Here is a 22,650-nt window from a genome sequence, read left to right on the forward strand (position 1 = left end):
ACAGAATGATTGTGTCTAGATTTATTTTAAATAAATTAATAGTTCAAACAAACCCAATGTATAAATCAAGTCATACGATACTACTTTTATCAGCCTGTTTTCTTACCCTGTTTTCATGCCAGCAGGAAAAGAAGGGCACCAATGAAAGCCGCACAACTCAAACCCTAACCATTACTGACGGTGGAATTAAGACTTTGGATCTTGAAGACGGGGTCAATTTTGAAGGTTTAACAGCTCTCAAATTAGCCTCCATTGATAACAAGGAATACATCACATTCTATGACTATAAAACTCACTCCATTTACTTGTATGACCATGTGACTAATGACCTTTTCAAAAAAATTAGCATGGAAAAAGATGGTCCTAACGCAGTAAAAAGCGCTAGCAAATTCTTCATACATACCATAGATTCAATTTTTATAGATAGCTCAATTGGTATCTACCTAATCAACAGTAATGCAGAAGTACTTACAAAGAAAAGCAAGGGCGCTAGGCATAAAAATGGAGTTGTTATGGTAAGCCCTGATTCAAAAAGCTACCGCTTCAACCAAGATTCATATTTTAAAAATGGCCAAATAGAAATGGTGATTTCTCAAATACGTAGAAATAGCAAAAGTTATGAATACGCAATTTATGATTTTGAGAAGGACTCCATCATCAAGGAGTTTGTTCAAACAGAAGAGATAATCAACAATTTTGATGCGGTATTAAAAGTACAGGAAGAAGCAAAAAAAAGGCGCGAGTGGAACTCCAATATTTTTCGATTCTTTAACCGCAATAAAAATCATCTCTATAGTAGCACTTCAATTTCTGATAGTCTTTATATTTTTAATAAAGGAGAATTGGTTAAAGCAATCTATGCGGGTGTTCCTAAAATAGAGATTGCTGATTATACTGATTACGCAACTATCAGTATAGCAGAGTACTTTGAAGGAGGAATGAGTATTCATGAAAACCCAAAGCAGCCAGCTTATTACAAACAAATGCTAATGTCTCCTAATGGTCGGTATGTATACAGGGTACTTTATCATGGTGCTAAACCAAAATTTGTTGACAGCAATGAAAAACCTATCCCTAGCTCAATTGGAACAACCCTTATTGTAATTGACACTGAAACAGAAGAATTGAGCTACCATGAACTGCCAATTGAGGAAATCGACATAGACCGTAATCTCTTTGTCAGCAATGAAGGCATTTTCTTTCGGGTGAAAGACCAACAAAACGAAGATCAGGTTCAGTTTAGGTTTTTTAAAGTGACTAAATAAATTCGGCCCACAAACCAAAGTCTTCTTGAAGCCCTGTTGCATGGTTTTGTCTTGTACATTTGGGCATGGGGCACGATCATCATCACGGACATCACCACCATCATCATGGAACGGGTAACTTACGCGTTGCCTTCTTCCTAAATCTATTTTTCACGATTGTCGAAATTGTTGGCGGAATCTATACCGGCAGTTTGGCCATTCTTTCCGATGCCCTTCACGATTTAGGCGATAGCCTCAGCATTGGACTGTCATGGTACTTCCAAAAACTTTCTCAAAAAGGCCGTGACAAGAAATTCTCTTACGGTTACAAGCGCTTTTCCCTACTAGGTGCTATCATCAATTCTGTAGTGCTGTTGGTGGGCTCTGGTATTATACTTAGCAAAGCCATTCCAGCATTATTCGCCCCCGAAACAGTAGACGCAAAAGGCATGATGTACCTGGCCATTTTTGGAGTAATCGTCAATGGAGCGGCCGTGCTGAAACTCAAAAAAGGTTCTTCCATCAATGAAGAAGTCATTTCTCTCCATTTAATGGAAGATGTGTTAGGCTGGGTGGCTGTGCTCATCGGTAGCTTGGTGATGATGTTTTGGGACTTGCCCATTATCGACCCAATTCTATCGCTACTCATTGCGATGTATATCATTTACAATGCCTTCCGAAATCTTAAAAAGAGCACATTCATTATTCTTCAGGCCAAACCCAATGAGGTGGACATTGAGCAAATTCACAAAACCTTACTTTCTATTCCTGAAATTACGGGTGTTCACGATTGCCATGTATGGTCGATGGACGGAGAATACAATGTACTTTCTGCACACCTTGTCATTGAAAAGGAAATTTCTATGGACGAAATGGCCAGCATAAAATCAAAAGCCAAATCCTTGCTTAAAGAAGAACACATCGACCACGCCACCTTTGAATTTGAAGGGAAAGATGAGCATTGTGGGGGGATGTTAGGTTAGAATGAATCCAACATGACACAGTACATCAACACATTAGAAGCTGAGTTCAAAGCCAAGGAAAATCTGAAAATCGCTTCGGAACAAAAGGCTTATTTGCGAAACCAGTTTGAGTTCTATGGAATCAAAACTCAGGACAGAAGAGAGATTCAAAAACCATTTTTAGCCAAAGAATACCTTCCCGCTAAAAGAGACTTACACCTAATTGTAAAGAGCCTTTGGGAAAAACCTCAAAGGGATTATCAACTCTTTGGACAAGAGCTTGTCTTCAAATATGTGAAGCAATTTGAGAGAGAAGACATCCAGTTGCTTGAATATATGGCAACCCACAAATCATGGTGGGACACTGTAGATTTTATTGCTTATAAACTTATGGGAGCCTATTTCAAGCTTTATCCAGAAGAAAGACAACCCCAAGTAGACAAATGGCTCAAGTCCAGAAACATTTGGCTGCAACGCTGTGCGCTATTATTCCAATTAAAGTACAAGGCCGATATTGACACCGAAATACTAAGTACTACCATAAACGCATTGTTGGGCTCAAAAGAATTCTTTATCAATAAAGCCATTGGCTGGGTATTACGAGAATACAGCAGAACCAACCCTGAATGGGTAATTGCATTTGTGTCAAACACACAACTTAGCCCATTGAGCAAAAAGGAAGCGCTGAGATTGATAAAATGAAAACCAAAAATTCTTATGTGACGGTTATGTGACTAAGCTTAACAATAATAGCTATATTGATCTAGAAACCACACTTCTTATATGATTTATGACTGATCGAGAGTTGAATATTCTATTGAGTGAGTTGCGTTCATTTCCCAGTGAAACGGAATGGCTTGAATTCAAGATTAACAATGATGCTGAACTTGGAGAATATATTTCAGCATTATCAAATTCAGCATGTATTCATGACAAACCGTATGGGTATATTATTTTCGGTATTGACGATAAAACTCACAGAGTTGTTGGCACAAATTTTAATCCTAATAAGAAGGCAAAGGGCAACGAAGACTTAGTTCCATGGATTAATAGAGTTTTGAGCCCTAGAGTTCACTTTGAAGTATTCAAGATTAATCATGCCGATGGGGGTGTTGTCATATTCCGAATAAAAGCAACAACCAATACACCCGTTTCATTTCAAGGAACTGCTTTTGTAAGGGTTGGTTCTTACAAACAAAAACTCTCTGATAATCCTGAGAAAGAAAGATTGATTTGGACTAAGAGGCCTGTTGTTCAATTTGAGAATGAAATAGCAGAAGATAATTTAGACATAGATCAAGTATTAAAGCTTTTGGATTATCCATCATACTTCGACTTAATGAATCTTCCCCTTCCTTCGAATAAAAGTGGGATTGTTGAAAAGCTAATAAATGAAAAACTTATTCAGAAGGAGGGCTCTAAATATGCTATCACAAATCTCGGAGCCATATTATTTGCAAAGGAAGTAGAACACTTTGAAACTCTTGAGAGAAAGGCTGTCAGAGTTATTATATACGATGGGAAGAATAAAAGAAAAACCATAAAAGAACAAACTGGAAAAAAAGGTTATGCTGTGGGTTTTGAAGGTTTAGTAAACTATATAGATGATCAACTACCATCCAATGAAATAATAGATAACGCCTTAAGAAAAGAAGTAAAAATGTACCCCAAGTTGGCTATTAGGGAACTCGTAGCGAATGTAATCATTCATCAAGATTTTAGAGAAAGAGGTACTGGCCCAATGGTAGAATTATTTTCGGACAGGATTGAGATCTCTAACCCTGGCAAACCATTAATTAATACACTCAGATTCGTAGATCATAACCCTCAATCAAGAAATGAAAGATTAGCCCAATTTATGAGGAGGTTGAATATATGTGAAGAAAGAGGAAGCGGAATAGATAAGGTGTTATTTGAATGTGAATTTTTCCAACTCCCTGCTCCAAAAATCATCGAAGGAGAGAACTATACAAGAATCATTCTGTACTCCTATAAGACATTACGTCAAATGGATAAAGAGGATAAAATTAGAGCATGTTATATGCACAGCTGCTTAAAAATTGTATCCGGAGAATACATGACAAATCAAACACTCCGTGAACGGTTTGGGATTGATGAAAAGAATTATTCCATAGCATCTAGAATAATATCGGAGACGATTAAATCTGGCTTGGTGAAAGATTATGATCCAGATAGTAGCTCAAAAAAACACGCTAAATACGTTCCATTCTGGGCTTGACTTAAGTAACGCCTATGTGACTGAGTGTAATGAAACCACTTTCAAACAGCCCTAAAAGTGTCCTTTTTATGTGATCGAGTTCTAAAACTTGTTTCTGTCAAGACTATTGGTTACTTCCTTAGACTACACTCTCCTAACTCAACACCGCAATATTCGGAATAACAATTTGACTGCGAGAGTAGGACAATGCTCCTTCTTCTTTGAGTTCGTTGATAATGGTGGTTACGGTTTGGCGAGAAGAGCTGATCAAACTGGCGATTTCATTATGGGTTAAGTAGTTTTTAATCAACACACCTTCGGGAGTGTCTTTGCCTTCATTGATCGCCCACATTTTAAGGAAGTCTTTGAGCCTTTCTTTTACATCTTTAAACACCAAATTGGCATGTCGATGCTCGAGTTTGCGCAGCTTATCCCCGATCTTTTTGGTGAAGTTTAAGCACAGCATTGGGTGTTTGTGCATCAACTCTTCAAACTCGTCCATGGTAAAAGTGCAGAGAATTACTTCGCTAGAGAGTATTTCGGCATACTCATGACTGAGCGTAAGCATATTGAAAGAGATTTCGCCAAACAGGTCGCCAGTAAGCAAAATGTCCTTGATCATTTCATTGCCCGACTGGTCCATTTCGCTGATTTTTATTTTCCCGTTAATGAGAAAGTAAACGCGTTTCACCTCATCGCTAGCAAAGTAAATGGTGTGGCCTTTCTTCATTCTTACGAATTTAGAAATACCACAAAGGTCATTGATTTGTTCTTTTGTGAGGTTTGAGAAAAGGTCGTAGTTCCTCAAATACCAGTACTTAATTTCTCTTTGCATTGCTCTTACAGGTTTATTACCAGTTGAAAAACTGCCACTGCGAGGATTACTGCCCCGAGTATTTTGTTGTAGTTCTTCGTTAATTTCATGTATACAAACTCCCTCTTTTTCGAGGTAAATACCGCCACCAAATATTGTAGCAGAAAAGCCCCTGCAGCAGTGCCAATTACGAATGCGGCTTGCACAGGCCAGCGCTCATCCGTAAGCAGATTGTTGCTTCTGAGGTTTGTAATAATGAAGAGCCAAAAAGGATATAATTGAGGGTTTAGAATTCCGAAACCCATACCGCGCCATACGTGGTTGCCTTTATCTGGACTGTCCTTTTCACTTGCCTCAGTGGGCTTTTGAAATATCAGATATATTCCAAAAATGAATAAAACACCGATTGTCAGGTATTTGAGGTAGTCATCGAGGTATTCGTAACGACTGAGTAAATTCGAACTACCCAAGGCCAAAGCGCTATAGAATAATTCGGGTAAACTTCCCCCAAAACCGAAAAGTATGGCTGATTTTTTATTGTACCGAAGGGCAGTTCTGATGGTGCCGAAATTTACCGGCCCCAATTGAATCGACCCTGCGAAACTAATTGCTGTTGCTAAAATTAAAGCTTGAAATATGTGCCAAATCATGTAGTCATGCTTTGGTTTACAGTTTCATTTTTCTCACGCCCAAAGTGTGATTTAATCAAGCGCGCCATTTCAAAAACTGGAGTCACTTTTACCCCTTGTTTTATATTGGCCTTACTCACCCTGTACATCATGGTCATGTTCTGGGCAATTTCTTTATAAGCCCTGAACAATGAATAAGATGGGTCGTAAATGTGCGCTGGTTCCGAAGTTACTCCGTTTAGTTCTAAAATTTTGATGTTTTCTCCTTTGTAAAGGTCTTCCACCGATTTCACTTTTAAGTCAAACCGACCGAAATAGAAACCATCAATTTCAGAAGCTACATCATCAAACACTTCCACCAATTGGTCATTCAGCAAATGCATTGCACTTAAAAACTTGGTGCCTCGGCAGTGATTTCCAATGGGTTCCAGATTTCTCTTTTCACCTTCAGGAAGCACTTCATTCATCGCAGCGCCTAGTCTTTTCGTCATGCTTTCCAACTGAAGTCTAGCGCGGTCATCGTATTCCATCAGTTCGCGAATAGTGGATTTACCATCACCTGTTACCGTCAAAAACTCTTTGACTACGATAGAGGTAATTCCCGTTTCATCGCTGTCTGGGAAACGATAGTACAAAACGCCCAACTCGATATCAAAACTCACATATTCCTGAATAATGAAATCCTCCTTCGACCTTTTGATGTACCGATCCAATGCCGCTACATTTTCAACTTTCTCCACCTCATTCCCACGCTCGCCTACATTGGGTTTCACAATAATCGGAAACTCCAATTGGATGCTTTTCAACTCCTGCATTACGTTTTCACAAGGCGTTAGCTTTTTGAAGAAAAGGGTTTTGGGTAAATACTTCGCATCGATTTTCTTAAGAATATCAATTTTCGATTCGCCAAAAACACCTCCGTGCTCTATACCTGGGTTGGCTGCCGTAAAGTAAGTGAACGACCGTGCTCTGATAGCAAGGTAAATCCACCATGGCACCAAAGGTGTAAAAAACAACCAAAAGGGCCAGTACTCATAACTCAACCACTTGACGATAAACAGGGGTAACTTCTTTTTCTTCATTTGCGGGTCGAAAGATAAACAACCGATTAAAACCTTAGACACTTTTAGCTCTACTTTAATTAGCAAGCCATACTTGTCATTCTGCCGTCTGCAGAATTGTCTTCCTTGAGACAATGAATGTGCCAAGTGACAATACAAAAACGCAACTATCTATTATACAGATTATTATGGAGAAAGATAAGACAAATCAAGTCTGAACCCGCAGCATTTTCTCACGATATAAAGTGAATATCATGAAATAAACGGAATTGTATTTCAAGAAGGTAATTTGAGCGACAAATACGACAAGCATCAATTAGTCAGATGGTTATGAGGCAAACACCCTGACCTAATTAACAGCCAGAAGAAATAATTACGATATTTCGGGAAAAACAAACCTTAGCCGAATCATCTTTTAATCCCTAATTTCTTCATTCTAGACTCTAGCGTGGTAGGTTTCATTCCTAAGATCTTTGCTGCACCTTTCTCTCCGCTCACTCGCCACATGACTTCATTCAAAACTTTGAGGATGTATTTCCTTTCGAAGTCTTCCAAGCTTAGCAATTCAGTTTCTGATTGCTCAGTAGTTTTGTTGGGCATCCAGCCTGCCAACTCGAGCTTTTGAGTACCGCTAATAATTACGGCCCTTTCTATTACATTTTCCAATTCCCGAATATTACCCGGCCAGTGATAGGTTTGTAGGGCCCTAATTACAGACTTTGGAATATTGACGATTCTTTTACCCAACAATGGGCCATACTTATCTACAAAATGTCTGACCAATAATGGAATATCCTCTTTGCGTTCGCGCAACGGAATACTGTAAATCGGGAATACATTCAATCGATAATAGAGGTCTGCTCTGAACCTTCCTTCTGTCACTTCCTTTTCCAGCTCACGGTTGGTAGCGGCTATAATTCGAACATTCACTTTTATGGTTTTAGTACCGCCAAGCCTTTCGAACTCGCCTTCTTGAAGCACGCGCAACAACTTCGCTTGAAGCTCAATCGGCACCTCTCCTATTTCATCTAGGAAAATGGTGCCTCCATCAGCCAGTTCGAACCTGCCGGATTTCCGCATAACGGCTCCTGTGAAAGCTCCTTTCTCATGACCAAAAAGCTCACTTTCAATTAGGTTAGCAGGAAGTGAAGCACAATTGATCTTCACCAACGGACGATTTTTTCGATTACTGATATTATGCACTGCACGTGAAAGCAACTCCTTACCAGTGCCAGACTCACCCAAAACCAAAACTGTAGCATCCGTTTTAGCCACCTGTTCTACCTGAGTTAACACCTGTTTAAACTTTAGACTATGGCTTATAATTTCTTCAAAGTTGTGCTCTATTTTTATCTCCTGCTGTAAGTATGTGTTTTCTGCTTCGAGTCGATCCTTCAAATCTTCGACTTCATTTAAAGCTTTCACCAGCTTTATATTTGCAGCATTACGTTCAATTTCTAGGCTTGCTCTTTCTGCCAAGGTGTTGAGTATTTGTATTTCCTCTTCTGAAATACTCAATTCCTGATTACTGAACAGGGCCAAATTACCAATACACTCACCCGTTCTAGAAACAATAGGAAAACCGATATAGCCTACAACCCCCTCATCTTTATAAAAATCATTCCCTACCTGACGCTTCTGGTGATAGGGCTTCTTTGTTTCGAGAATAATCTCACAAGGAGTTCCTTCCACATCGTATTCAATATTCTCTTGCAACTGACCATTTTCATAATAAGCCAAAGTCCTCAATCTAGTTTTCTCAGCACTGGTGCATTCCGTCACAATGGCCATGGTTACGCCAAGGGCATTGGTAATATTTTCTACCAAAAGTTTGAAATAGTCCTCGCCAATGGCAGCAGTAGTGTTTTGAGTAATTGACTTTAAGAGCTTCTCCTTTCTTTTTCGTTCACTGATGTCCAGTACGAAACTGATATTGTAGGCCTGTCCCTCAAACTCAACATAATTCAAAAATATCTCAACGGGAATTTCATCACCGCTTTTCGTGAAATGGGTAGACTCTAGTGTAAACCGAGTCTCGGCAGGAAACCGTTTCCACATTTCTTGATAACTACTCTGAGTGTAATTTCTGTTGATATCATAAATCAACATGCTTAGAAATTCGTCCTTTGTATAGCCATAATTTTGGCAGGCCGTTTCATTGGCGTATACAATTCTACCCTCACTATCCATCCAGAAAATAGAAGCCAAAGCCCGTTCGAGCGTAAAGTAGGATAGGCGAGTAAGGTCCTCTAAGCTATATTTTCGTGGTGACATCGACGCTATTTTTCCCGAAATATCGTTAAAAATTCTTCACTTTACTACTCTGTTCATTAGATCAATAGAGAATCAGTCTTCACCAAACAGTATACACTCTAAAAATAATGTCTATTCATCTAAGTAGATAAGTAAGGGATTTCCTTTCCATTCTTGTATATTTAATTGAACAAAATTAGCCTTAACAATGAAGTCCTTAATTAAAACATCCCTTGTCATGTTTCTATTCCTCTCTCTAGGAGCCTGCGCAAGCACTGCTGGGTCGAGCGGCAAAAAAGGAAAAGACTATTCCATTTACCAAACGCTTGGAGATGCCTTGCAAAGTGTTGGAAGCCTTAAAGTAACCGGTCAAGGAGGGTCGTTTACCGTCAATCTTATTGCTGGAAAGTATGCCAATTCCAATTTGGGTGCCGATCAAGGAAGCGTATTGTATGTCATTAATGGGATTGATCAAGGTAAAGATTACGGAGCCGCTTCTTCATTGGTAGTCCCAAAAGACATTATATCCATCCGCGTTTTAAATGGCTCAGAAGCGGTCATGAAATGGGGAGACAGAGGAACAGGTGGGGTTGTTGAAATTAGGACCTCTACAGGTAATGAATAACTATTGTAACCTTTGTTTCAAACATTGATTTTCTTCCAAAAAAACACGCTATTACTGATCCGAAAAACCGAATCAAGTATTTGTTATATAAGGGATTACCATAAGTACATTGTTCCTTTATTAAGCAATCAACCTTAACTTTTATTATGAAGTACCTTACCAAAACAATTGTCATTTTTTCAATTCTGCTTTTTGGCTCCTCTTGTGCAAAGAATATGCAGAACTCGAGAACCAGAGCTCCTGAAAAAGACTACTCCATCTATCAAACATTAGGAGACGCTTTACAGAGTATCGGGACACTGAAAGTAACTGGGCAAGGCGGAATGTATACCGTAAACCTAATAGCAGGTAGGTATGCCAACTCAAACCTTATGTCGAACCCAGGAAGTGTGCTGTATGTCATTAATGGTATTGACCGAAGTAAAGACTATGGAGCAGCTTCCTCTTTGGTTACCCCTAAAGACATTATCTCCATAAGAGTGCTCAATGGGCCTGAAGCAGTAATGAGATGGGGTGAACGTGGAACAGGTGGCGTAGTACTTATAACAACCAAAGAAAAAGAACCGGACAATACTTAGCAAACCTATTGTTTCACAAATTGAATTGTCTTCAATTCAACACTTTGACTAAATGCGTAAGTAGATATAACAACTACTGAGTTGTTACTCGCGTAATCTTGACAATCGAAAAAGTGTCATGAAAAACTCTAAATATATAATATTGCTGGTCATCTGCATTTATGCTACCCATGCTCTAAATGCGCAAGACGTTAAAACCAAAGATTATAATCTAGAAAATGGTTTGGCCATACAAGGTTATGACCCCGTAGCCTACTTTACAGAAAATAAAGCTGTTGAAGGCACTAAAAACATTTCATCAAGGCATAACGGTGTCACCTATTATTTTGCCAACATGAAACACAAAACAATGTTTGATGTCGATCCATCAAAGTACGAGCCCGCTTATGGAGGGTATTGCGCCTATGCGATGGCCTTTGGCGATAAAGTGAAAATTGATCCTGAAACCTTCAAAATTAAGAATGATCGCCTTTTCCTTTTCTATAATTTCAGGTTCAACAATACATTAAAAGACTGGAACCAAGACGAGGGTAATTTATTTAATAAGGCCGAGAGTGAATGGCGAAAAATAATTTCCATAAAATAATATCCTTACTTCTCAGCTAAATGCGTAACTTATTTGGGTTTTAGCAGGCCTACATAATTGAATATTTTGGTAACTTTGTCCATTAGTGACCTAAATTATAATACACTTTAAATGCAGTTACAGCAAATTTCGGTTGAAATACTCAACCAGCTCATTACGATCTCAAATCAATTAAAAGATAATGAGTTTAGGTCTCCTTTGAATATTCTATCTAAGAATTCTATCGGGAAACACATTAGGCACATTATCGAATTTTATGATCTAATGATGGTAGGTCACACCACGGGAAAGGTAGATTACGATAAGCGTTCACACGATAAAGTACTTGAAGAGAATAGGGTTTTGGCCATTGAGAAAATGAATACATTAGGTCAAGAAATCATGGCCATTTCAATAGACCAGCCCATCACCATGTCTGCCAATTACTCTCTAGATGGAAACGACCCTGTAACCATTAATACTACTCTATTTAGAGAACTGCAATACAATATCGAGCATGCGGTTCATCATATGGCCATTATTAAAATAGCTTTGCTAAATGCCTTTGCTGAAGTGAGAATTCCAGAAAGCTTTGGCGTAGCTTATTCTACCATAAAATATCAGAGAGACTCTGAATGTGCACAGTAACCTTCCTTCCTAAGGGAAAATCCTCCTACATTTTAACTTCTAACCGGGACGAAACGCCTAAGCGAGCTGCTTTGGCTCCAGAAGCTTATACAGCTCACGGTAAAGAAGTATTCTTTCCTAAAGATCCGCTTGCTGGAGGAACTTGGGTAGCCACGGACAAGCAACAATTCACGCTGTGTTTGCTGAATGGCGCTTTCGAAAAACACCATCACAAACCACCCTACAAGCTGAGTCGTGGCATTATGCTACTTGATTTTTTCAAGTATAACAATATTCAAAGTTTTGTAGAGCAGTACGACTTCAGCGGAATTGAGCCCTTCACCCTAATTCTCATTGAAAGCAACAATAGCCTGAGCGCTACTGAGCTAGTGTGGGACGAAATGAAGCTATATGTCAGGTCTTTGGATGTAACTCAGCCTCAGATATGGAGTTCCAGTACGCTTTACCCTGAAGCGGTGAGAGCGGAAAGAAAACACTGGTTTAAACTGTGGCTCGAAGCGCACGATAAGTTTCAACAAAATGAAATTATCGACTTCCATAAAACAGGTGGCAAAGGGGATGAATGGAATGACTTTGTAATGAACCGAGAGGGCAAAGTGCAGACGGTGAGCGTTACCTCTATTGAGAAAAACACAGACTACTACACCATGGTGTATGAAGACTTAATCAGCTAAACCTCCAGCTTTTTAGCTTTCCTTCTCAGTATTCGAATCCCAAAGAAAAGCAGACCAACATAAAGAATTATGGTAAATACCTTAATGGGTAAATTCCACAACCTTTCGAACAGTTCTATTTCTATTGTTCCAATAACAAAAAAGACAAGCCCCCCTGTAAGAATACCCAGCACCATCAAAAAGCAACCTAAGGCTTTCATTTGCATTTTGTTAGCCAATGAAAGACACAAAAAAAGCCTTCACATTGCTGTGAAGGCTTTTTGTTAGTAGTAAAAATTCTTATCAACTACCACAAGCTTCGCAATCATCTGGATTATCGATGGAGCAAGCCATATCGGCTGCTTTTTGTTCGATTTGCGCTGCCGTTGGTGTAGCGGCTGATGCCTTGTCTACCGTAAACTGAATAGCATCGGCTGCTGCTCTTGATCTCAAGTAGTACATTCCCGTTTTCAAGCCTTTCTTCCAAGCATAGAAATGCATAGAAGTCATTTTTCCGAAATTCGGATCTTGAATGTGAATGTTCAAACTCTGAGACTGACAGATAAATGCTCCTCTATCGGCAGACATTTCGATAATACTCTTTTGAGAAATTTCCCAAACTGTTTTATAAAGCTCTTTGATGTGCTGAGGAATTTCAGGTATGGCCTGAATAGATCCTTTTGCACCAATCAGCTTATTCTTCATGTTATCATTCCACAAGCCTAGCTCGATCAAGTCTTTCATTAAGTGTTTGTTCACAATAATGAATTCACCAGATAAGGTTCTTCTTGTATAAATGTTTGAAGTATAAGGCTCAAAGCATTCGTTATTTCCTAGAATCTGAGAAGTTGAAGCCGTAGGCATTGGCGCTACCAACAAAGAGTTTCTCACTCCGTGTTTCTTCACTTCTTTTTTCAAGTTATCCCAATCCCAAAGACCAGAATCTGGAGTAACACCCCACATATCATACTGGAAAATTCCTTTTGATACTGGTGAACCTTTGAACGTTTCATAAGGACCTTCCACTTTCGCCAAATCCTTAGAAGCCGTCATGGCTGCAAAGTAGATGGTTTCAAAAATATCCTTGTTCAATTGGCGTGCTTCAGGAGAATCGAATGGCATTCTCATTAAGATAAATGCATCGGCCAAACCTTGTACCCCCAAACCAATTGGTCTGTGGCGCATGTTCGAATTCTTGGCTTCTACAACAGGGTAATAATTTACATCGATTACCTTGTTCAAGTTCATCGTTGCTACATAAGTAACATTATACAAAGTCTCGAAGTCGTACTTACCAGTTTCTTCGTTTACGAATTTCGGCAAAGCCAAAGAAGCAAGGTTACAAACAGCCACCTCGTCTGGAGCAGTATATTCTATAATTTCAGTACATAAGTTGGATGACTTGATTGTACCTAAATTTTTCTGATTTGATTTTTTGTTGGCCGCATCCTTATACAACATATAAGGTGTGCCCGTTTCAATCTGAGATTCCAATACTTCGAACCAAAGGTCTTGTGCTTTTACCGTTTTACGGCCTTTACCTTCGCGCTCATATTTCTCATACAGTCTTTCAAACTCTTCTCCATAACAATCAGCCAAACCTGGCGCTTCGTTAGGACAGAAAAGTGTCCAGTCTTCATTGTTCTCAACTCTTCTCATGAAGAGATCAGAAATCCAAAGTGCGTAAAATAAATCTCTAGCCCGTAGTTCTTCTTTTCCGTGGTTCTTTTTCAAGTCAAGGAAATCGAAGATATCAGCATGCCAAGGTTCCATATAAATAGCAAAAGACCCCTTTCTTTTCCCACCACCTTGATCTACATAACGAGCCGTCATGTCAAAGTTTCTCAACATTGGCACTATACCATTGGAAACCCCTCCAGTTCCTTTGATATATGACCCTTTTGCTCTCACATTATGAATGCTAAGCCCAATACCACCCGCTGACTGTGATATTTTTGCAGTTTGCTTAAGCGTATCGTAAATACCATCAATACTATCATCTTTCATTGTTAGTAGAAAGCAAGATGATAGTTGTGGTTTTGGCGTACCTGCATTAAATAATGTAGGCGTGGCATGTGTAAACCATTTCTCTGAAAGTAGATTGTAGGTTTCGATTGCCTTTTCAATGTCTTCTCCGTGAATACCCACCGCTACTCTCATGAGCATGTGCTGTGGACGTTCAACGATTTTACCATCGATTTTCATTAAGTACGAACGCTCCAAGGTTTTGTAACCGAAGTAATCGTAGCTAAAATCTCTATCGTAGATAATAGTGGAATCTAGTGTTGCAGCATGTGCTTTCACTATTCCGTAAGTTTCTTTCGATACCAGTGGTGCATTTTCACCTGTTTTAGGGTCTACATAAGTATAGAGCCTCTTCATCGTGTTTGAAAATGACTTACTGGTGGTTTTGTGCAAATTGCTAATGGCAATTCTTGCCGCAAGCTTCGCATAATCGGGGTGTTTCACGGTCATAGTGGCCGCAATTTCAGCTGCTAGATTATCCAGGTCTAGTGTGCTTACTCCGTCATACAATCCTTCAATTACTTTCTTGGCCACTTCCACAGGCTCAACAAAAGCGGGATCTAATCCGTAGGATAGTTTGTCTATCCTGGCAGTGATCTTGTCGAACTTTACCGACTCGTGTCTGCCATCTCTTTTTACTACTAACATATTTGGGGTTTTTGGGGGTGTTTATAAATATAAACTAAAAATCTTCATCCATACTAAATTTGTGCGCATCCGGATCGTCACCTTCCTTCATCACGCCAGCTTTTTGGTATTCACCTACTCTTCTTTCGAAGAAGTTGGTTTTACCTTGAAGTGAAATCATTTCCATGAAATCAAAAGGATTGGTGGAATTGTATTCTTTTTCGCATTCCAATTCCATCAATAGTCGATCAGCAACAAACTCTAAGTATTGAGTCATTAAATCGGAGTTCATACCGATCAGACGCGCAGGAAGAGATTCCGTAATAAATTCTCTTTCTATATCCAATGCCTCAATTATAATCTCTCTAATTCTTTCTTTCGGCACCTTATTAATCAAATGCTGATTATGGAGGTGACAGGCAAAATCACAATGCAAACCCTCATCACGAGAGATGAGTTCATTGGAAAACGTAAGCCCTGGCATTAACCCTCTTTTTCTTAACCAGAAAAGCGAACAGAAGCTACCAGAGAAGAAAATCCCTTCTACAGCAGCAAAAGCAATAAGCCTTTCTCCAAAAGATGGGGACTCAATCCATTTCAAAGCCCATTCTGCCTTCATCTTAATGGCATCAAAGGTTTCAATGGCATGAAAAAGTTCATCGGCCTCTTTTGGATTCTTTATATAGGTGTCAATTAAAAGCGAATAGGTTTCTGAATGGATATTCTCCATCATAATTTGAAAACCGTAGAAAAACTTCGCCTCGGTATACTGAACCTCATTGATAAAGTTCTCCGCCAAGTTCTCATTCACGATACCATCAGAAGCAGCGAAAAATGCAAGCACGTGTTTAATGAAATAACGTTCGTCATCATTTAACTTATTCTCCCAATCGGTTAAGTCTTGATGCAAATCTATTTCTTCAGCAGTCCACATACTGGCTTCTGCTTTTTTATAGTAACCCCAGATGTCATCATGCTTGATTGGAAAAAGCACAAATCTGTCCTTGTTCTCTTTCAATAATGGTTCTTCTGTTATCGCCTTTCGCTCACTCATCTTTCGATATCGGTTTTATTCTTTAAATAAAAAGATTACGCTGCGTCATTTTTTTGTCTGACGCATTTTTTTATCCTCGGGCATCACCTTGGGATAGTATTCCTATACAGTATAAGGTACTTCTGCTATAAGTGTCTGACATTCTTGGGAATGAGACTTTAACAGAAAGATAGGTTGTTGTTTTGGGGTCGTAACCTGAAACAAATATTACACAAAACTGCGTAAAAATCAACGTGATTTTTATGATTATTTTTCATATGTAGCACCTTCAATATGATCACATAAATAACTGTATAATAACAAATTATATATTTTAATATAATCCATAACTTATACTTGTATTCCCCGCAATTGAAGATGAAAAAAAAAGAAAATTTAATATTGCAAAAACTCTTGCATTTATGATTTGGTTTTGGTTTGGATTTAGAAATCAAACTGTTATCTTTGCATTCCGTTTTTGAAAAGATTCAAATTAATGTACGCAATTGTAGACATATCAGGGAAGCAGTTCAAAGTAACACAAGACCAGTTCGTTTATGCCCCATTAATGGCAGGCGAAGAAGGCGCTTCCGTAGAGTTCGACAAAGTCTTATTGATAGACAATAATGGCACAGTCGAGGTAGGCGCACCTACCGTTAGTGGTGCAAAAGTTTCCGGTAAAATTATCGGACACGTAAAAGGTGATAAAGTAATCGTCTTCAAGAAGAAAAGAAGAAAAGGTTACAAGAAGAAAAATGGCCATCGCCAGAACTTCACCAAGGTCCTAATCGAAACAATATCTAAATAACAACTTACCATGGCACATAAGAAAGGAGCAGGTAGTTCGAAAAACGGTCGTGAATCGGAAAGTAAACGACTAGGTGTTAAAATATATGGTGGTCAAGCTGCTATTGCTGGTAACATCATTGTAAGACAAAGAGGAACTAAACATCACCCAGGCACAAACGTAGGCATTGGTAAAGACCATACGCTATTCGCTTTGTCTGATGGTGTAGTTGAATTCAGAAAAGGTAGAAAAGACAGATCTTTTGTTTCTGTTGTTCCTTTTTCAGGAGAAGCTGCTGAAGCTTAATCAATAAAGTTCTTAAAATATAAGAAAGCTCAATCTCAAAAGGATTGGGCTTTTTCTATTTCACTTCTGACAAGGCAACCGTTAAAGGAATATCAAAAGACCTATAGGTATCTACTCCCAATTCCTTTTCCATTCTTCTTCTGGCCTGAATTAGCTTTATATCAAAAGGGTTGAACAATATTAGTTCTGAAACCGCACCATAAGCCTTTTTGGTCTTTCCCTTTGCTACGTACTTTTCATACTGCTTCATTTTTAAATTGTAGCTTTTTAGTTGATACCCTTCCAATGGCATTTTCGGTTCATTATAAGTAGTTCGGTTTGCAGATGCTTCTGCAGCACTTATCATGGCTTGTGCTTGTGCACTACTCACTTGCCCTGAAGTTCTTACCGACACCCCTGACACCGTTCCGGAAACAGAGCGAACCCTCATCATTACCTCAGCCCTACTGGGCTCTAGCCACATTCCATCATAATCAGTTTTAAACCCTTCTACCGAGCTTTTGAAAGCATCTTGATAGCTATGATGTAGACTAAAGAAAATTGTCTGGTAAATGGAATACTCTTCAGGTTGAACCAGAAACTGATCACCTAAACTTCCGATCAGAGCCGTCACGGCTTCGTTAATCTCCGTTCCTAAATCAGTAAGGAGTGTCGCTTTCATACTACCTTCAGGAGTTATTGTGATCTTAAAGATCATAGTCCCTTGCTTTTCAGCCATAGTCGCCTCTCTTGGGTATTGCAGACTCCAGATCTTCTTCAAATAGGCTTGCTTCCCGTACTTGAAAATTAAAGAGTCCGAATTAGAGTGCTCATTTAGGTTACCATTACCAAAGCCCCCCTCTAATGATGAGGAATGAATATTTACTTTAGCGTTTAAAGTGAGGGATAGAAGACAGAAGGAACACAGCCAAATAAATTTCATGGAAATATAATTAAAAATCATGCTTAGCTATAAAGGTATATTTTTTCATGTTTAAAACACAAAAAAATAACCCAATTTCTACTCAAATGATTTCTAAAAAATTGCCTCAATAAAATAAGACAAGGTAGAAGGGCGAAGGAGTAATGTGAAGATAACACCATAGATGGCACCAAAAAGATGGGCATCGTGGTTAATGTTGTCAGAATTACGCTTACTCATGATAATGGAGTAAATAATAAAGAGTCCACCTAGAATGTAGCCCGGCAAACAGATAATCGCATAGAGACACAGGTCTCTAATAGGATCGAAAAGAATAAAGGCCATCACTAAGGCCGAAACCCCACCGGATGCCCCTAATGAATTGTAGTTATAGTTATTTTTATGCTTAATTGTTGTAGGGATATTCGCCACAATAACGGCTGTAATAAAAAGAAGGATATAAAGAACAAGGCCAAACTCACCAAAATAGCTGTAGAAAATTTGTTCTATCGCCAGACCGAAAAAGTAAAGCGTAAAGAGGTTTAAAAGTAAATGGATACCATTATTATGCACAAAACCCGAAGTAATGAGCTGGTAATACTTCTTCTCGTGAACCACAGTGTACGGATTAAGCATTAAACGCTTCTGCCATTCTGGGCGCTCCCAAGCAAAATACGTGATCAAACCAATCACGGCCATTAATATGTAGGTAACCTGCATCTAGTGTTCTCTATCAATTAAGTATTCTGCAAACCTCTTTAACGAGGTTCGTTTCTCTTCTTCAATACCAAGCTGTTCCAAATCTGAAAAACCATGGTCGAAGTATTCATTCATTTTGGCTTTGGTCAATGCTTCAATGCCAATGGCATCATAAATAGCACGCACCACCTCCACTTTAGCCACAGCATCAAAAGTTTCTAGCCCCAACCAATAATCGAGTTGCTTTCTCTGATCTTCATTGGCCAGTTCTAGGGCTTTGAGCAAAAGGAAAGTTTTTTTATTAGAAATAATATCCCCTCCCACCTGCTTTCCAAACTTGGTCTGATCGCCATATACATCCAGCAAGTCATCCTTTAACTGAAACCCAATCCCAATACTCACCCCGAAGTCGTAGAGCAGCTCAGCATCCTCCTTTGAGCTTTGAGCAAGCATGGCGCCCAGCTTCAAGCTAAAACCTAGAAGCACGGCAGTTTTCAGCCTAATCATATTGATATAAGCCGACTCATCTACAGTTGCTAAAGTTTCGAAATTCATGTCCAGCTGCTGGCCTTCGCAAACCCCAGCAGCACAGGCATTAAAATCCCGTACAATTTGTTTTAGGTTTGATGGAGCGTCCAAAAGCATATCATAGGCTTTCACCATCATCACATCTCCAGAAAGAATCGCTGTATTCGCATCCCACTTTTCGTGCACAGTGGCCTTGCCCCTTCGCAAAGGGGCATTGTCCATAATATCGTCATGCACTAGGGTGAAATTATGAAACACCTCCACGGCCAAGGCCTGGTCTACAACGGTTTCGGGGTCGTCTTTAAAGAGTTTGTAGGCCAGAAGTACGAGCAAAGGGCGCATTCGTTTTCCACCCAAAGACATGATGTATCTTATAGGATCATAAAGCTCCTTTGGCTCGCTACCGTAATTCCGTTCCTCTAATCTTTTATTTATGAGCTGAACCAGCTCTAGGTGATTTTCGGTCATCCTCTGCAAATGTTAAATCGATGGTTCTTCTGTCAATGTCGGTGGCTTTCACTCTCACATCTACATTGTCGCCAAGGGTAATAATTCTCTTGTTTCGTTTACCAATCACACGATAGTTTTGTTCATCAAACTCATAAAAATCATCTGTGAGATCCGACATTCTTACCATGCCCTCACATTTGGTTTCGGTGATTTCCACAAAAATACCCCATTCTGTAACACCACTAACAATCCCCGCAAAAACTTTGTCTTCGGCCATGGCCATGAACTCAACTTGCTTGAATTTGATCGAAGCACGTTCAGCATCGGCAGCACGTTTTTCTCGTTCCGAAGTGTGAATACATATTTCTTCAGTTTCTTCTTTGTCCGCTGATTTATCGCCATCCAAATAATGCTGAAGCAGACGATGCACCATCATATCGGGGTAACGCCTAATGGGCGAAGTAAAATGTGTATAATGATCGAAAGCTAAACCAAAGTGACCATTCTCGGCCGTGGTATATTTGGCTTTCGCCATGGTACGGATGGCCAGTTGTTGCAAAACATTCTGCTCAGGCTTTCCTTCAATTTCACTAATTAATGTATTCAGTGATTTAGAAATCCCTTTACGTTCTATATCCATTTTATGTCCAAATCGTACGGCAAAGTTTGAAAAGGTATTCAACTTTTCCGGATCAGGATCATCATGCGTTCTGTAAACAAAGGTTTTAGGTTTGTCTCTCGTGCCTTTTTTAAACACAAATTCAGCTACACGTTTATTGGCCATGAGCATAAACTCTTCAATCAGCTTATGTGCATCTTTCCTTTCTTTCGGAGTAATCCCTAATGGCTTACCATTTTCATCCAGTACAAACTTTACTTCCACGGTTTCAAAATTGACCGCGCCATTTTTAAAGCGTCTGTCTTTTAAATGAAGGGCCAGTTTATTGAGGTGGAGAATATCTTCTGCAAAGTCACCTTCACCGGACTCAATTCTTTCTTGAGCTTCTTCATAAGTAAACCTTCGGTCGGAATGAATAATGGTTCTGCCAAACCATTCGTTTTTGACATTGGCATTTTCATCCAATTCAAATACGGCTGAAAACGTAAGTTTGTCTTCATTAGGGCGAAGAGAGCACAGGCCATTCGAAAGTCTTTCTGGCAACATCGGAATGGTACGATCGACCAAATAAACGGAAGTGGCCCTATTCAATGCTTCTTTTTCGAGTTCAGAATTTGGCGTTACATAATGCGTTACATCGGCAATGTGAATTCCTACTTCTGTATTTCCATTCGGTAGTATTTGAACCGATAAAGCATCGTCAAAATCTTTTGCATCGAAAGGGTCTATCGTGACGGTAGTCACATCTCTGAAATCTCTACGCTTGGCTATTTCTGCTTTTGTAATTTTATCTGAAATGGTTTCGGCTGCCGCTTCTATTCCTTCTGGGAATTCTAAAGGCAAACCAAATTCGGCTATAATGGAGTGAATTTCAGCATTATGTTCACCAGCTTGCCCAAGCACTCGAGTGATTTTCCCTTCTGGTTTTTTATTCCTTTCAGGCCACTGTGTAATTTTTACAATGACTTTATCATTGTGTTTTGCACCGTTTAAGTCTTTTAAACTGATGAAGATGTCGTAAAACATTTTTCTGAAATCGGAAATCACGAAAGCGTATCGGCTCGACATTTCTAGTCGACCCACAAACTCATCGCGGTTTCTTTCCAGTACCTCAACAATTTTACCTTCAGCATGCTTTCCATGCTTTTTGTTCTTCAACACCACTTTGACCTTATCGTCATCCATGGCGCCATTGGTATCGTCTATCGACACCCAAATATCAGCGGTATCCGTGTCACCACCATCGGGGGTTACATAGGCAAACCTTGCATTCACAAAATCAACAGTTCCTGTAATGGTTTCTCTTTCGCCCTTGTCGAGCGCAAAAGAGCCATTACGCAACTTTTTAACCGCGCCTACATCTTCCAAACGGAAAATGGCATCGGTTACTACTTTCTTCGAGTTTTTATCTCTGACCCCAAGGGCCGTTAATATCTGCTTGATCTGATATCCTCTACCCGGATGTTCACCGAGGAAATCGAGGATGAGAGGCTGTACTTGTTTAGCTCCACGATCGGAGCCATTTGTATTTGTTTGTTTGTTTTTTCTATTACCCATAAAGGGGTTATTTAATGTTGTTTAAAAATATGCTAGAAATTAAGCAAAGGTGGGGAGAACACGAATCTTTCTAGATGATGAAAATGTCATCATTTTCTATTGCAGGGAATTGATTGAGTTTTAAAAATACCTGCGCGAGCACAATAACGTCCTTTTTACAGTATTTAGCAATTCTCTCCAAATCGTTTTCTTCGTAATACACTCTATTTACTTGACTTCCATCAATGTCGTCTTTACTGGTGGGGATGTTCAAAATAGCGGCCAACAAATCCAGTGAAGTAAAGTGTTTATAGTCACCAAACTTCCACATTTCCATGGTATCCAAATGTGGAATTTCCCACGGTTTCTTACCAGACATTTGAAGTGTTTTAGGCACCTCAATGCCATTTATGATCATTCTTCTTGCGATATAAGGAAAATCGAACTCTTTGCCATTGTGTGCACAAAGCCTTAGCTTTTTTGATTTGAATTTTTCTTCTACCAAGGTTTTAAACTCAGTTAGAATTTCAATTTCATCGTGGCTCGATATGTCCTTCACCCTAAGCGAAAAGCCTTTTTCTTCCTCTTTAAAATAGCCCACCGCAATGGAAATAATCTTTCCAAATTCAGAATAAATTCCTGCTTGGCCATACAACTCTGCTGGCGACAGCTCATTTGGATTTCGTAAGAACGCAGCTTTTTTAGTCCAAAGCTTCTGCATTCTTTCAGATAATTGATCAAAGCTTCTGTGGGCTGCGGCTGTTTCTATATCCAGAAACAAAAGGTCGGAATACTGTTTCATCCTTTTAAGATAATAAGTATTCTAACAATTATAATACCGCATACCAGATTAAAAGGGCACAAAAAAAGCAACTACCACCTGTAGTTG

Annotated in this window: 23 protein-coding genes; 11 read left to right on the top strand and 12 right to left on the bottom strand. The window is 39.3% G+C overall.

Annotation, left to right across the window (positions count from 1 at the left end):
• Positions 1 to 56 precede the first annotated feature (56 nt).
• The 4 genes from AWN68_RS05045 (at position 57) to AWN68_RS05060 (ending at position 4,445) form a co-directional block, all read left to right on the top strand.
• On the top strand, positions 57 to 1,265 hold the full coding sequence (locus tag AWN68_RS05045; protein WP_068412301.1) for a DUF4221 family protein: 1,209 nt from the start codon (positions 57 to 59) through the stop codon (positions 1,263 to 1,265).
• 65 nt (positions 1,266 to 1,330) lie between these two features.
• Positions 1,331 to 2,227, top strand: a complete 897-nt coding sequence (locus AWN68_RS05050; protein ID WP_068412302.1) for a cation diffusion facilitator family transporter — start codon at positions 1,331 to 1,333, stop codon at positions 2,225 to 2,227.
• A 12-nt stretch (positions 2,228 to 2,239) separates the two neighbouring features.
• Positions 2,240 to 2,908 (top strand): DNA alkylation repair protein, encoded by a 669-nt coding sequence (locus tag AWN68_RS05055; protein ID WP_068412303.1) that lies wholly within the window; start codon positions 2,240 to 2,242, stop codon positions 2,906 to 2,908.
• Between the two features lie 88 nt (positions 2,909 to 2,996).
• On the top strand, positions 2,997 to 4,445 hold the full coding sequence (locus tag AWN68_RS05060; protein WP_068412306.1) for an ATP-binding protein: 1,449 nt from the start codon (positions 2,997 to 2,999) through the stop codon (positions 4,443 to 4,445).
• Between the two features lie 133 nt (positions 4,446 to 4,578).
• Here AWN68_RS05060 and AWN68_RS05065 read toward each other — a convergent pair whose 3' ends face one another.
• The 4 genes from AWN68_RS05065 to AWN68_RS05080 all read right to left on the bottom strand — a co-directional run bounded on the left by AWN68_RS05065 (position 4,579) and on the right by AWN68_RS05080 (position 9,202).
• A complete protein-coding gene (locus tag AWN68_RS05065) occupies positions 4,579 to 5,259 on the bottom strand; it encodes a Crp/Fnr family transcriptional regulator (protein ID WP_062590566.1) in 681 nt (226 codons plus the stop codon).
• 5 nt (positions 5,260 to 5,264) lie between these two features.
• Complete coding sequence (locus AWN68_RS05070) at positions 5,265 to 5,888, bottom strand: LysE family translocator (protein WP_068412310.1); 624 nt, start codon at positions 5,886 to 5,888, stop codon at positions 5,265 to 5,267.
• Complete coding sequence (locus AWN68_RS05075) at positions 5,885 to 6,949, bottom strand: ATP-grasp domain-containing protein (protein ID WP_068412311.1); 1,065 nt, start codon at positions 6,947 to 6,949, stop codon at positions 5,885 to 5,887. The genes AWN68_RS05070 and AWN68_RS05075 overlap by 4 nt, the downstream gene beginning before the upstream one ends.
• Positions 6,950 to 7,336: 387 nt before the next feature.
• On the bottom strand, positions 7,337 to 9,202 hold the full coding sequence (locus AWN68_RS05080) for a sigma 54-interacting transcriptional regulator (RefSeq protein WP_068412313.1): 1,866 nt from the start codon (positions 9,200 to 9,202) through the stop codon (positions 7,337 to 7,339).
• Positions 9,203 to 9,419: 217 nt separating this feature from the next.
• Between AWN68_RS05080 and AWN68_RS05085 the strand changes: the two genes are divergently transcribed.
• The 5 genes from AWN68_RS05085 to AWN68_RS05105 all read left to right on the top strand — a co-directional run bounded on the left by AWN68_RS05085 (position 9,420) and on the right by AWN68_RS05105 (position 12,271).
• The gene (locus tag AWN68_RS05085) at positions 9,420 to 9,806 is read left to right on the top strand and encodes a TonB-dependent receptor plug domain-containing protein (protein WP_068412314.1); all 387 of its coding nucleotides are present in this window, start codon (positions 9,420 to 9,422) and stop codon (positions 9,804 to 9,806) included.
• 146 nt (positions 9,807 to 9,952) lie between these two features.
• Positions 9,953 to 10,384, top strand: a complete 432-nt coding sequence (locus AWN68_RS05090; RefSeq protein WP_068412315.1) for a TonB-dependent receptor plug domain-containing protein — start codon at positions 9,953 to 9,955, stop codon at positions 10,382 to 10,384.
• A 118-nt stretch (positions 10,385 to 10,502) separates the two neighbouring features.
• Positions 10,503 to 10,970, top strand: coding sequence for a YHS domain-containing (seleno)protein (locus tag AWN68_RS05095; protein ID WP_068412316.1), 468 nt, complete (start codon positions 10,503 to 10,505; stop codon positions 10,968 to 10,970).
• Positions 10,971 to 11,081: 111 nt separating this feature from the next.
• The gene (locus AWN68_RS05100) at positions 11,082 to 11,597 is read left to right on the top strand and encodes a hypothetical protein (protein ID WP_068412317.1); all 516 of its coding nucleotides are present in this window, start codon (positions 11,082 to 11,084) and stop codon (positions 11,595 to 11,597) included.
• Entirely contained in the window at positions 11,585 to 12,271 is a 687-nt protein-coding gene (locus AWN68_RS05105) for an NRDE family protein (protein WP_068412319.1), read from the top strand. Before AWN68_RS05100 ends, AWN68_RS05105 begins: the two co-directional genes overlap by 13 nt.
• Here AWN68_RS05105 and AWN68_RS19060 read toward each other — a convergent pair.
• The 3 genes from AWN68_RS19060 to AWN68_RS05120 all read right to left on the bottom strand — a co-directional run bounded on the left by AWN68_RS19060 (position 12,268) and on the right by AWN68_RS05120 (position 15,956).
• Complete coding sequence (locus AWN68_RS19060) at positions 12,268 to 12,471, bottom strand: hypothetical protein (protein WP_172796035.1); 204 nt, start codon at positions 12,469 to 12,471, stop codon at positions 12,268 to 12,270. The two genes, AWN68_RS05105 and AWN68_RS19060, sit on opposite strands and share 4 nt — an antisense overlap.
• Before the next feature lie 82 nt (positions 12,472 to 12,553).
• Positions 12,554 to 14,923, bottom strand: coding sequence for a ribonucleoside-diphosphate reductase subunit alpha (locus AWN68_RS05115; RefSeq protein WP_068412325.1), 2,370 nt, complete (start codon positions 14,921 to 14,923; stop codon positions 12,554 to 12,556).
• Positions 14,924 to 14,957: 34 nt separating this feature from the next.
• Entirely contained in the window at positions 14,958 to 15,956 is a 999-nt protein-coding gene (locus tag AWN68_RS05120) for a ribonucleotide-diphosphate reductase subunit beta (protein ID WP_068412327.1), read from the bottom strand.
• 475 nt (positions 15,957 to 16,431) lie between these two features.
• Between AWN68_RS05120 and rplU the strand changes: the two genes are divergently transcribed.
• Positions 16,432 to 16,743, top strand: a complete 312-nt coding sequence (gene rplU / locus AWN68_RS05125; RefSeq protein ID WP_068412329.1) for a 50S ribosomal protein L21 — start codon at positions 16,432 to 16,434, stop codon at positions 16,741 to 16,743.
• 9 nt (positions 16,744 to 16,752) lie between these two features.
• The gene (gene rpmA, locus AWN68_RS05130) at positions 16,753 to 17,028 is read left to right on the top strand and encodes a 50S ribosomal protein L27 (RefSeq protein ID WP_068412330.1); all 276 of its coding nucleotides are present in this window, start codon (positions 16,753 to 16,755) and stop codon (positions 17,026 to 17,028) included.
• Between the two features lie 55 nt (positions 17,029 to 17,083).
• On the opposite strand, the gene AWN68_RS05135 is transcribed toward rpmA, so the two are convergent.
• The 5 genes from AWN68_RS05135 to AWN68_RS05155 form a co-directional block, all read right to left on the bottom strand.
• Positions 17,084 to 17,950, bottom strand: coding sequence for an energy transducer TonB (locus tag AWN68_RS05135; RefSeq protein ID WP_157716092.1), 867 nt, complete (start codon positions 17,948 to 17,950; stop codon positions 17,084 to 17,086).
• A gap of 93 nt (positions 17,951 to 18,043) precedes the next feature.
• A complete protein-coding gene (locus AWN68_RS05140; protein ID WP_068412334.1) occupies positions 18,044 to 18,649 on the bottom strand; it encodes a rhomboid family intramembrane serine protease in 606 nt (201 codons plus the stop codon).
• Positions 18,650 to 19,624 (bottom strand): polyprenyl synthetase family protein, encoded by a 975-nt coding sequence (locus AWN68_RS05145; protein ID WP_068412338.1) that lies wholly within the window; start codon positions 19,622 to 19,624, stop codon positions 18,650 to 18,652.
• Positions 19,584 to 21,782: a ribonuclease R gene (rnr, locus tag AWN68_RS05150; RefSeq protein ID WP_068412341.1), complete on the bottom strand. Its 2,199-nt coding sequence runs from the start codon at positions 21,780 to 21,782 to the stop codon at positions 19,584 to 19,586. Before rnr ends, AWN68_RS05145 begins: the two co-directional genes overlap by 41 nt.
• A gap of 70 nt (positions 21,783 to 21,852) precedes the next feature.
• Positions 21,853 to 22,563, bottom strand: coding sequence for a 3'-5' exonuclease (locus AWN68_RS05155; protein WP_068412343.1), 711 nt, complete (start codon positions 22,561 to 22,563; stop codon positions 21,853 to 21,855).
• Positions 22,564 to 22,650: the final 87 nt, after the last annotated feature.

Origin of the sequence: Roseivirga echinicomitans (assembly GCF_001592935.1) — a bacterium.
Classification (GTDB): Bacteria; Bacteroidota; Bacteroidia; order Cytophagales; family Cyclobacteriaceae; genus Roseivirga; species Roseivirga echinicomitans.

Excerpts from the sequence above, each read along its gene's own strand:
- AWN68_RS05045 (WP_068412301.1), top strand. The coding sequence starts at position 57 with ATGTATAAATCAAGTCATACGATACTACTTTTATCAGCCTGTTTTCTT.
- AWN68_RS05050 (WP_068412302.1), top strand. The coding sequence starts at position 1,331 with ATGGGGCACGATCATCATCACGGACATCACCACCATCATCATGGAACG.
- AWN68_RS05055 (WP_068412303.1), top strand. The coding sequence starts at position 2,240 with ATGACACAGTACATCAACACATTAGAAGCTGAGTTCAAAGCCAAGGAA.
- AWN68_RS05060 (WP_068412306.1), top strand. The coding sequence starts at position 2,997 with ATGACTGATCGAGAGTTGAATATTCTATTGAGTGAGTTGCGTTCATTT.
- AWN68_RS05065 (WP_062590566.1), bottom strand. The coding sequence starts at position 5,259 with ATGCAAAGAGAAATTAAGTACTGGTATTTGAGGAACTACGACCTTTTC.
- AWN68_RS05070 (WP_068412310.1), bottom strand. The coding sequence starts at position 5,888 with ATGATTTGGCACATATTTCAAGCTTTAATTTTAGCAACAGCAATTAGT.
- AWN68_RS05075 (WP_068412311.1), bottom strand. The coding sequence starts at position 6,949 with ATGAAGAAAAAGAAGTTACCCCTGTTTATCGTCAAGTGGTTGAGTTAT.
- AWN68_RS05080 (WP_068412313.1), bottom strand. The coding sequence starts at position 9,202 with ATGTCACCACGAAAATATAGCTTAGAGGACCTTACTCGCCTATCCTAC.
- AWN68_RS05085 (WP_068412314.1), top strand. The coding sequence starts at position 9,420 with ATGTTTCTATTCCTCTCTCTAGGAGCCTGCGCAAGCACTGCTGGGTCG.
- AWN68_RS05090 (WP_068412315.1), top strand. The coding sequence starts at position 9,953 with ATGAAGTACCTTACCAAAACAATTGTCATTTTTTCAATTCTGCTTTTT.
- AWN68_RS05095 (WP_068412316.1), top strand. The coding sequence starts at position 10,503 with ATGAAAAACTCTAAATATATAATATTGCTGGTCATCTGCATTTATGCT.
- AWN68_RS05100 (WP_068412317.1), top strand. The coding sequence starts at position 11,082 with ATGCAGTTACAGCAAATTTCGGTTGAAATACTCAACCAGCTCATTACG.
- AWN68_RS05105 (WP_068412319.1), top strand. The coding sequence starts at position 11,585 with ATGTGCACAGTAACCTTCCTTCCTAAGGGAAAATCCTCCTACATTTTA.
- AWN68_RS19060 (WP_172796035.1), bottom strand. The coding sequence starts at position 12,471 with ATGAAAGCCTTAGGTTGCTTTTTGATGGTGCTGGGTATTCTTACAGGG.
- AWN68_RS05115 (WP_068412325.1), bottom strand. The coding sequence starts at position 14,923 with ATGTTAGTAGTAAAAAGAGATGGCAGACACGAGTCGGTAAAGTTCGAC.
- AWN68_RS05120 (WP_068412327.1), bottom strand. The coding sequence starts at position 15,956 with ATGAGTGAGCGAAAGGCGATAACAGAAGAACCATTATTGAAAGAGAAC.
- rplU (WP_068412329.1), top strand. The coding sequence starts at position 16,432 with ATGTACGCAATTGTAGACATATCAGGGAAGCAGTTCAAAGTAACACAA.
- rpmA (WP_068412330.1), top strand. The coding sequence starts at position 16,753 with ATGGCACATAAGAAAGGAGCAGGTAGTTCGAAAAACGGTCGTGAATCG.
- AWN68_RS05135 (WP_157716092.1), bottom strand. The coding sequence starts at position 17,950 with ATGAAATTTATTTGGCTGTGTTCCTTCTGTCTTCTATCCCTCACTTTA.
- AWN68_RS05140 (WP_068412334.1), bottom strand. The coding sequence starts at position 18,649 with ATGCAGGTTACCTACATATTAATGGCCGTGATTGGTTTGATCACGTAT.
- AWN68_RS05145 (WP_068412338.1), bottom strand. The coding sequence starts at position 19,624 with ATGACCGAAAATCACCTAGAGCTGGTTCAGCTCATAAATAAAAGATTA.
- rnr (WP_068412341.1), bottom strand. The coding sequence starts at position 21,782 with ATGGGTAATAGAAAAAACAAACAAACAAATACAAATGGCTCCGATCGT.
- AWN68_RS05155 (WP_068412343.1), bottom strand. The coding sequence starts at position 22,563 with ATGAAACAGTATTCCGACCTTTTGTTTCTGGATATAGAAACAGCCGCA.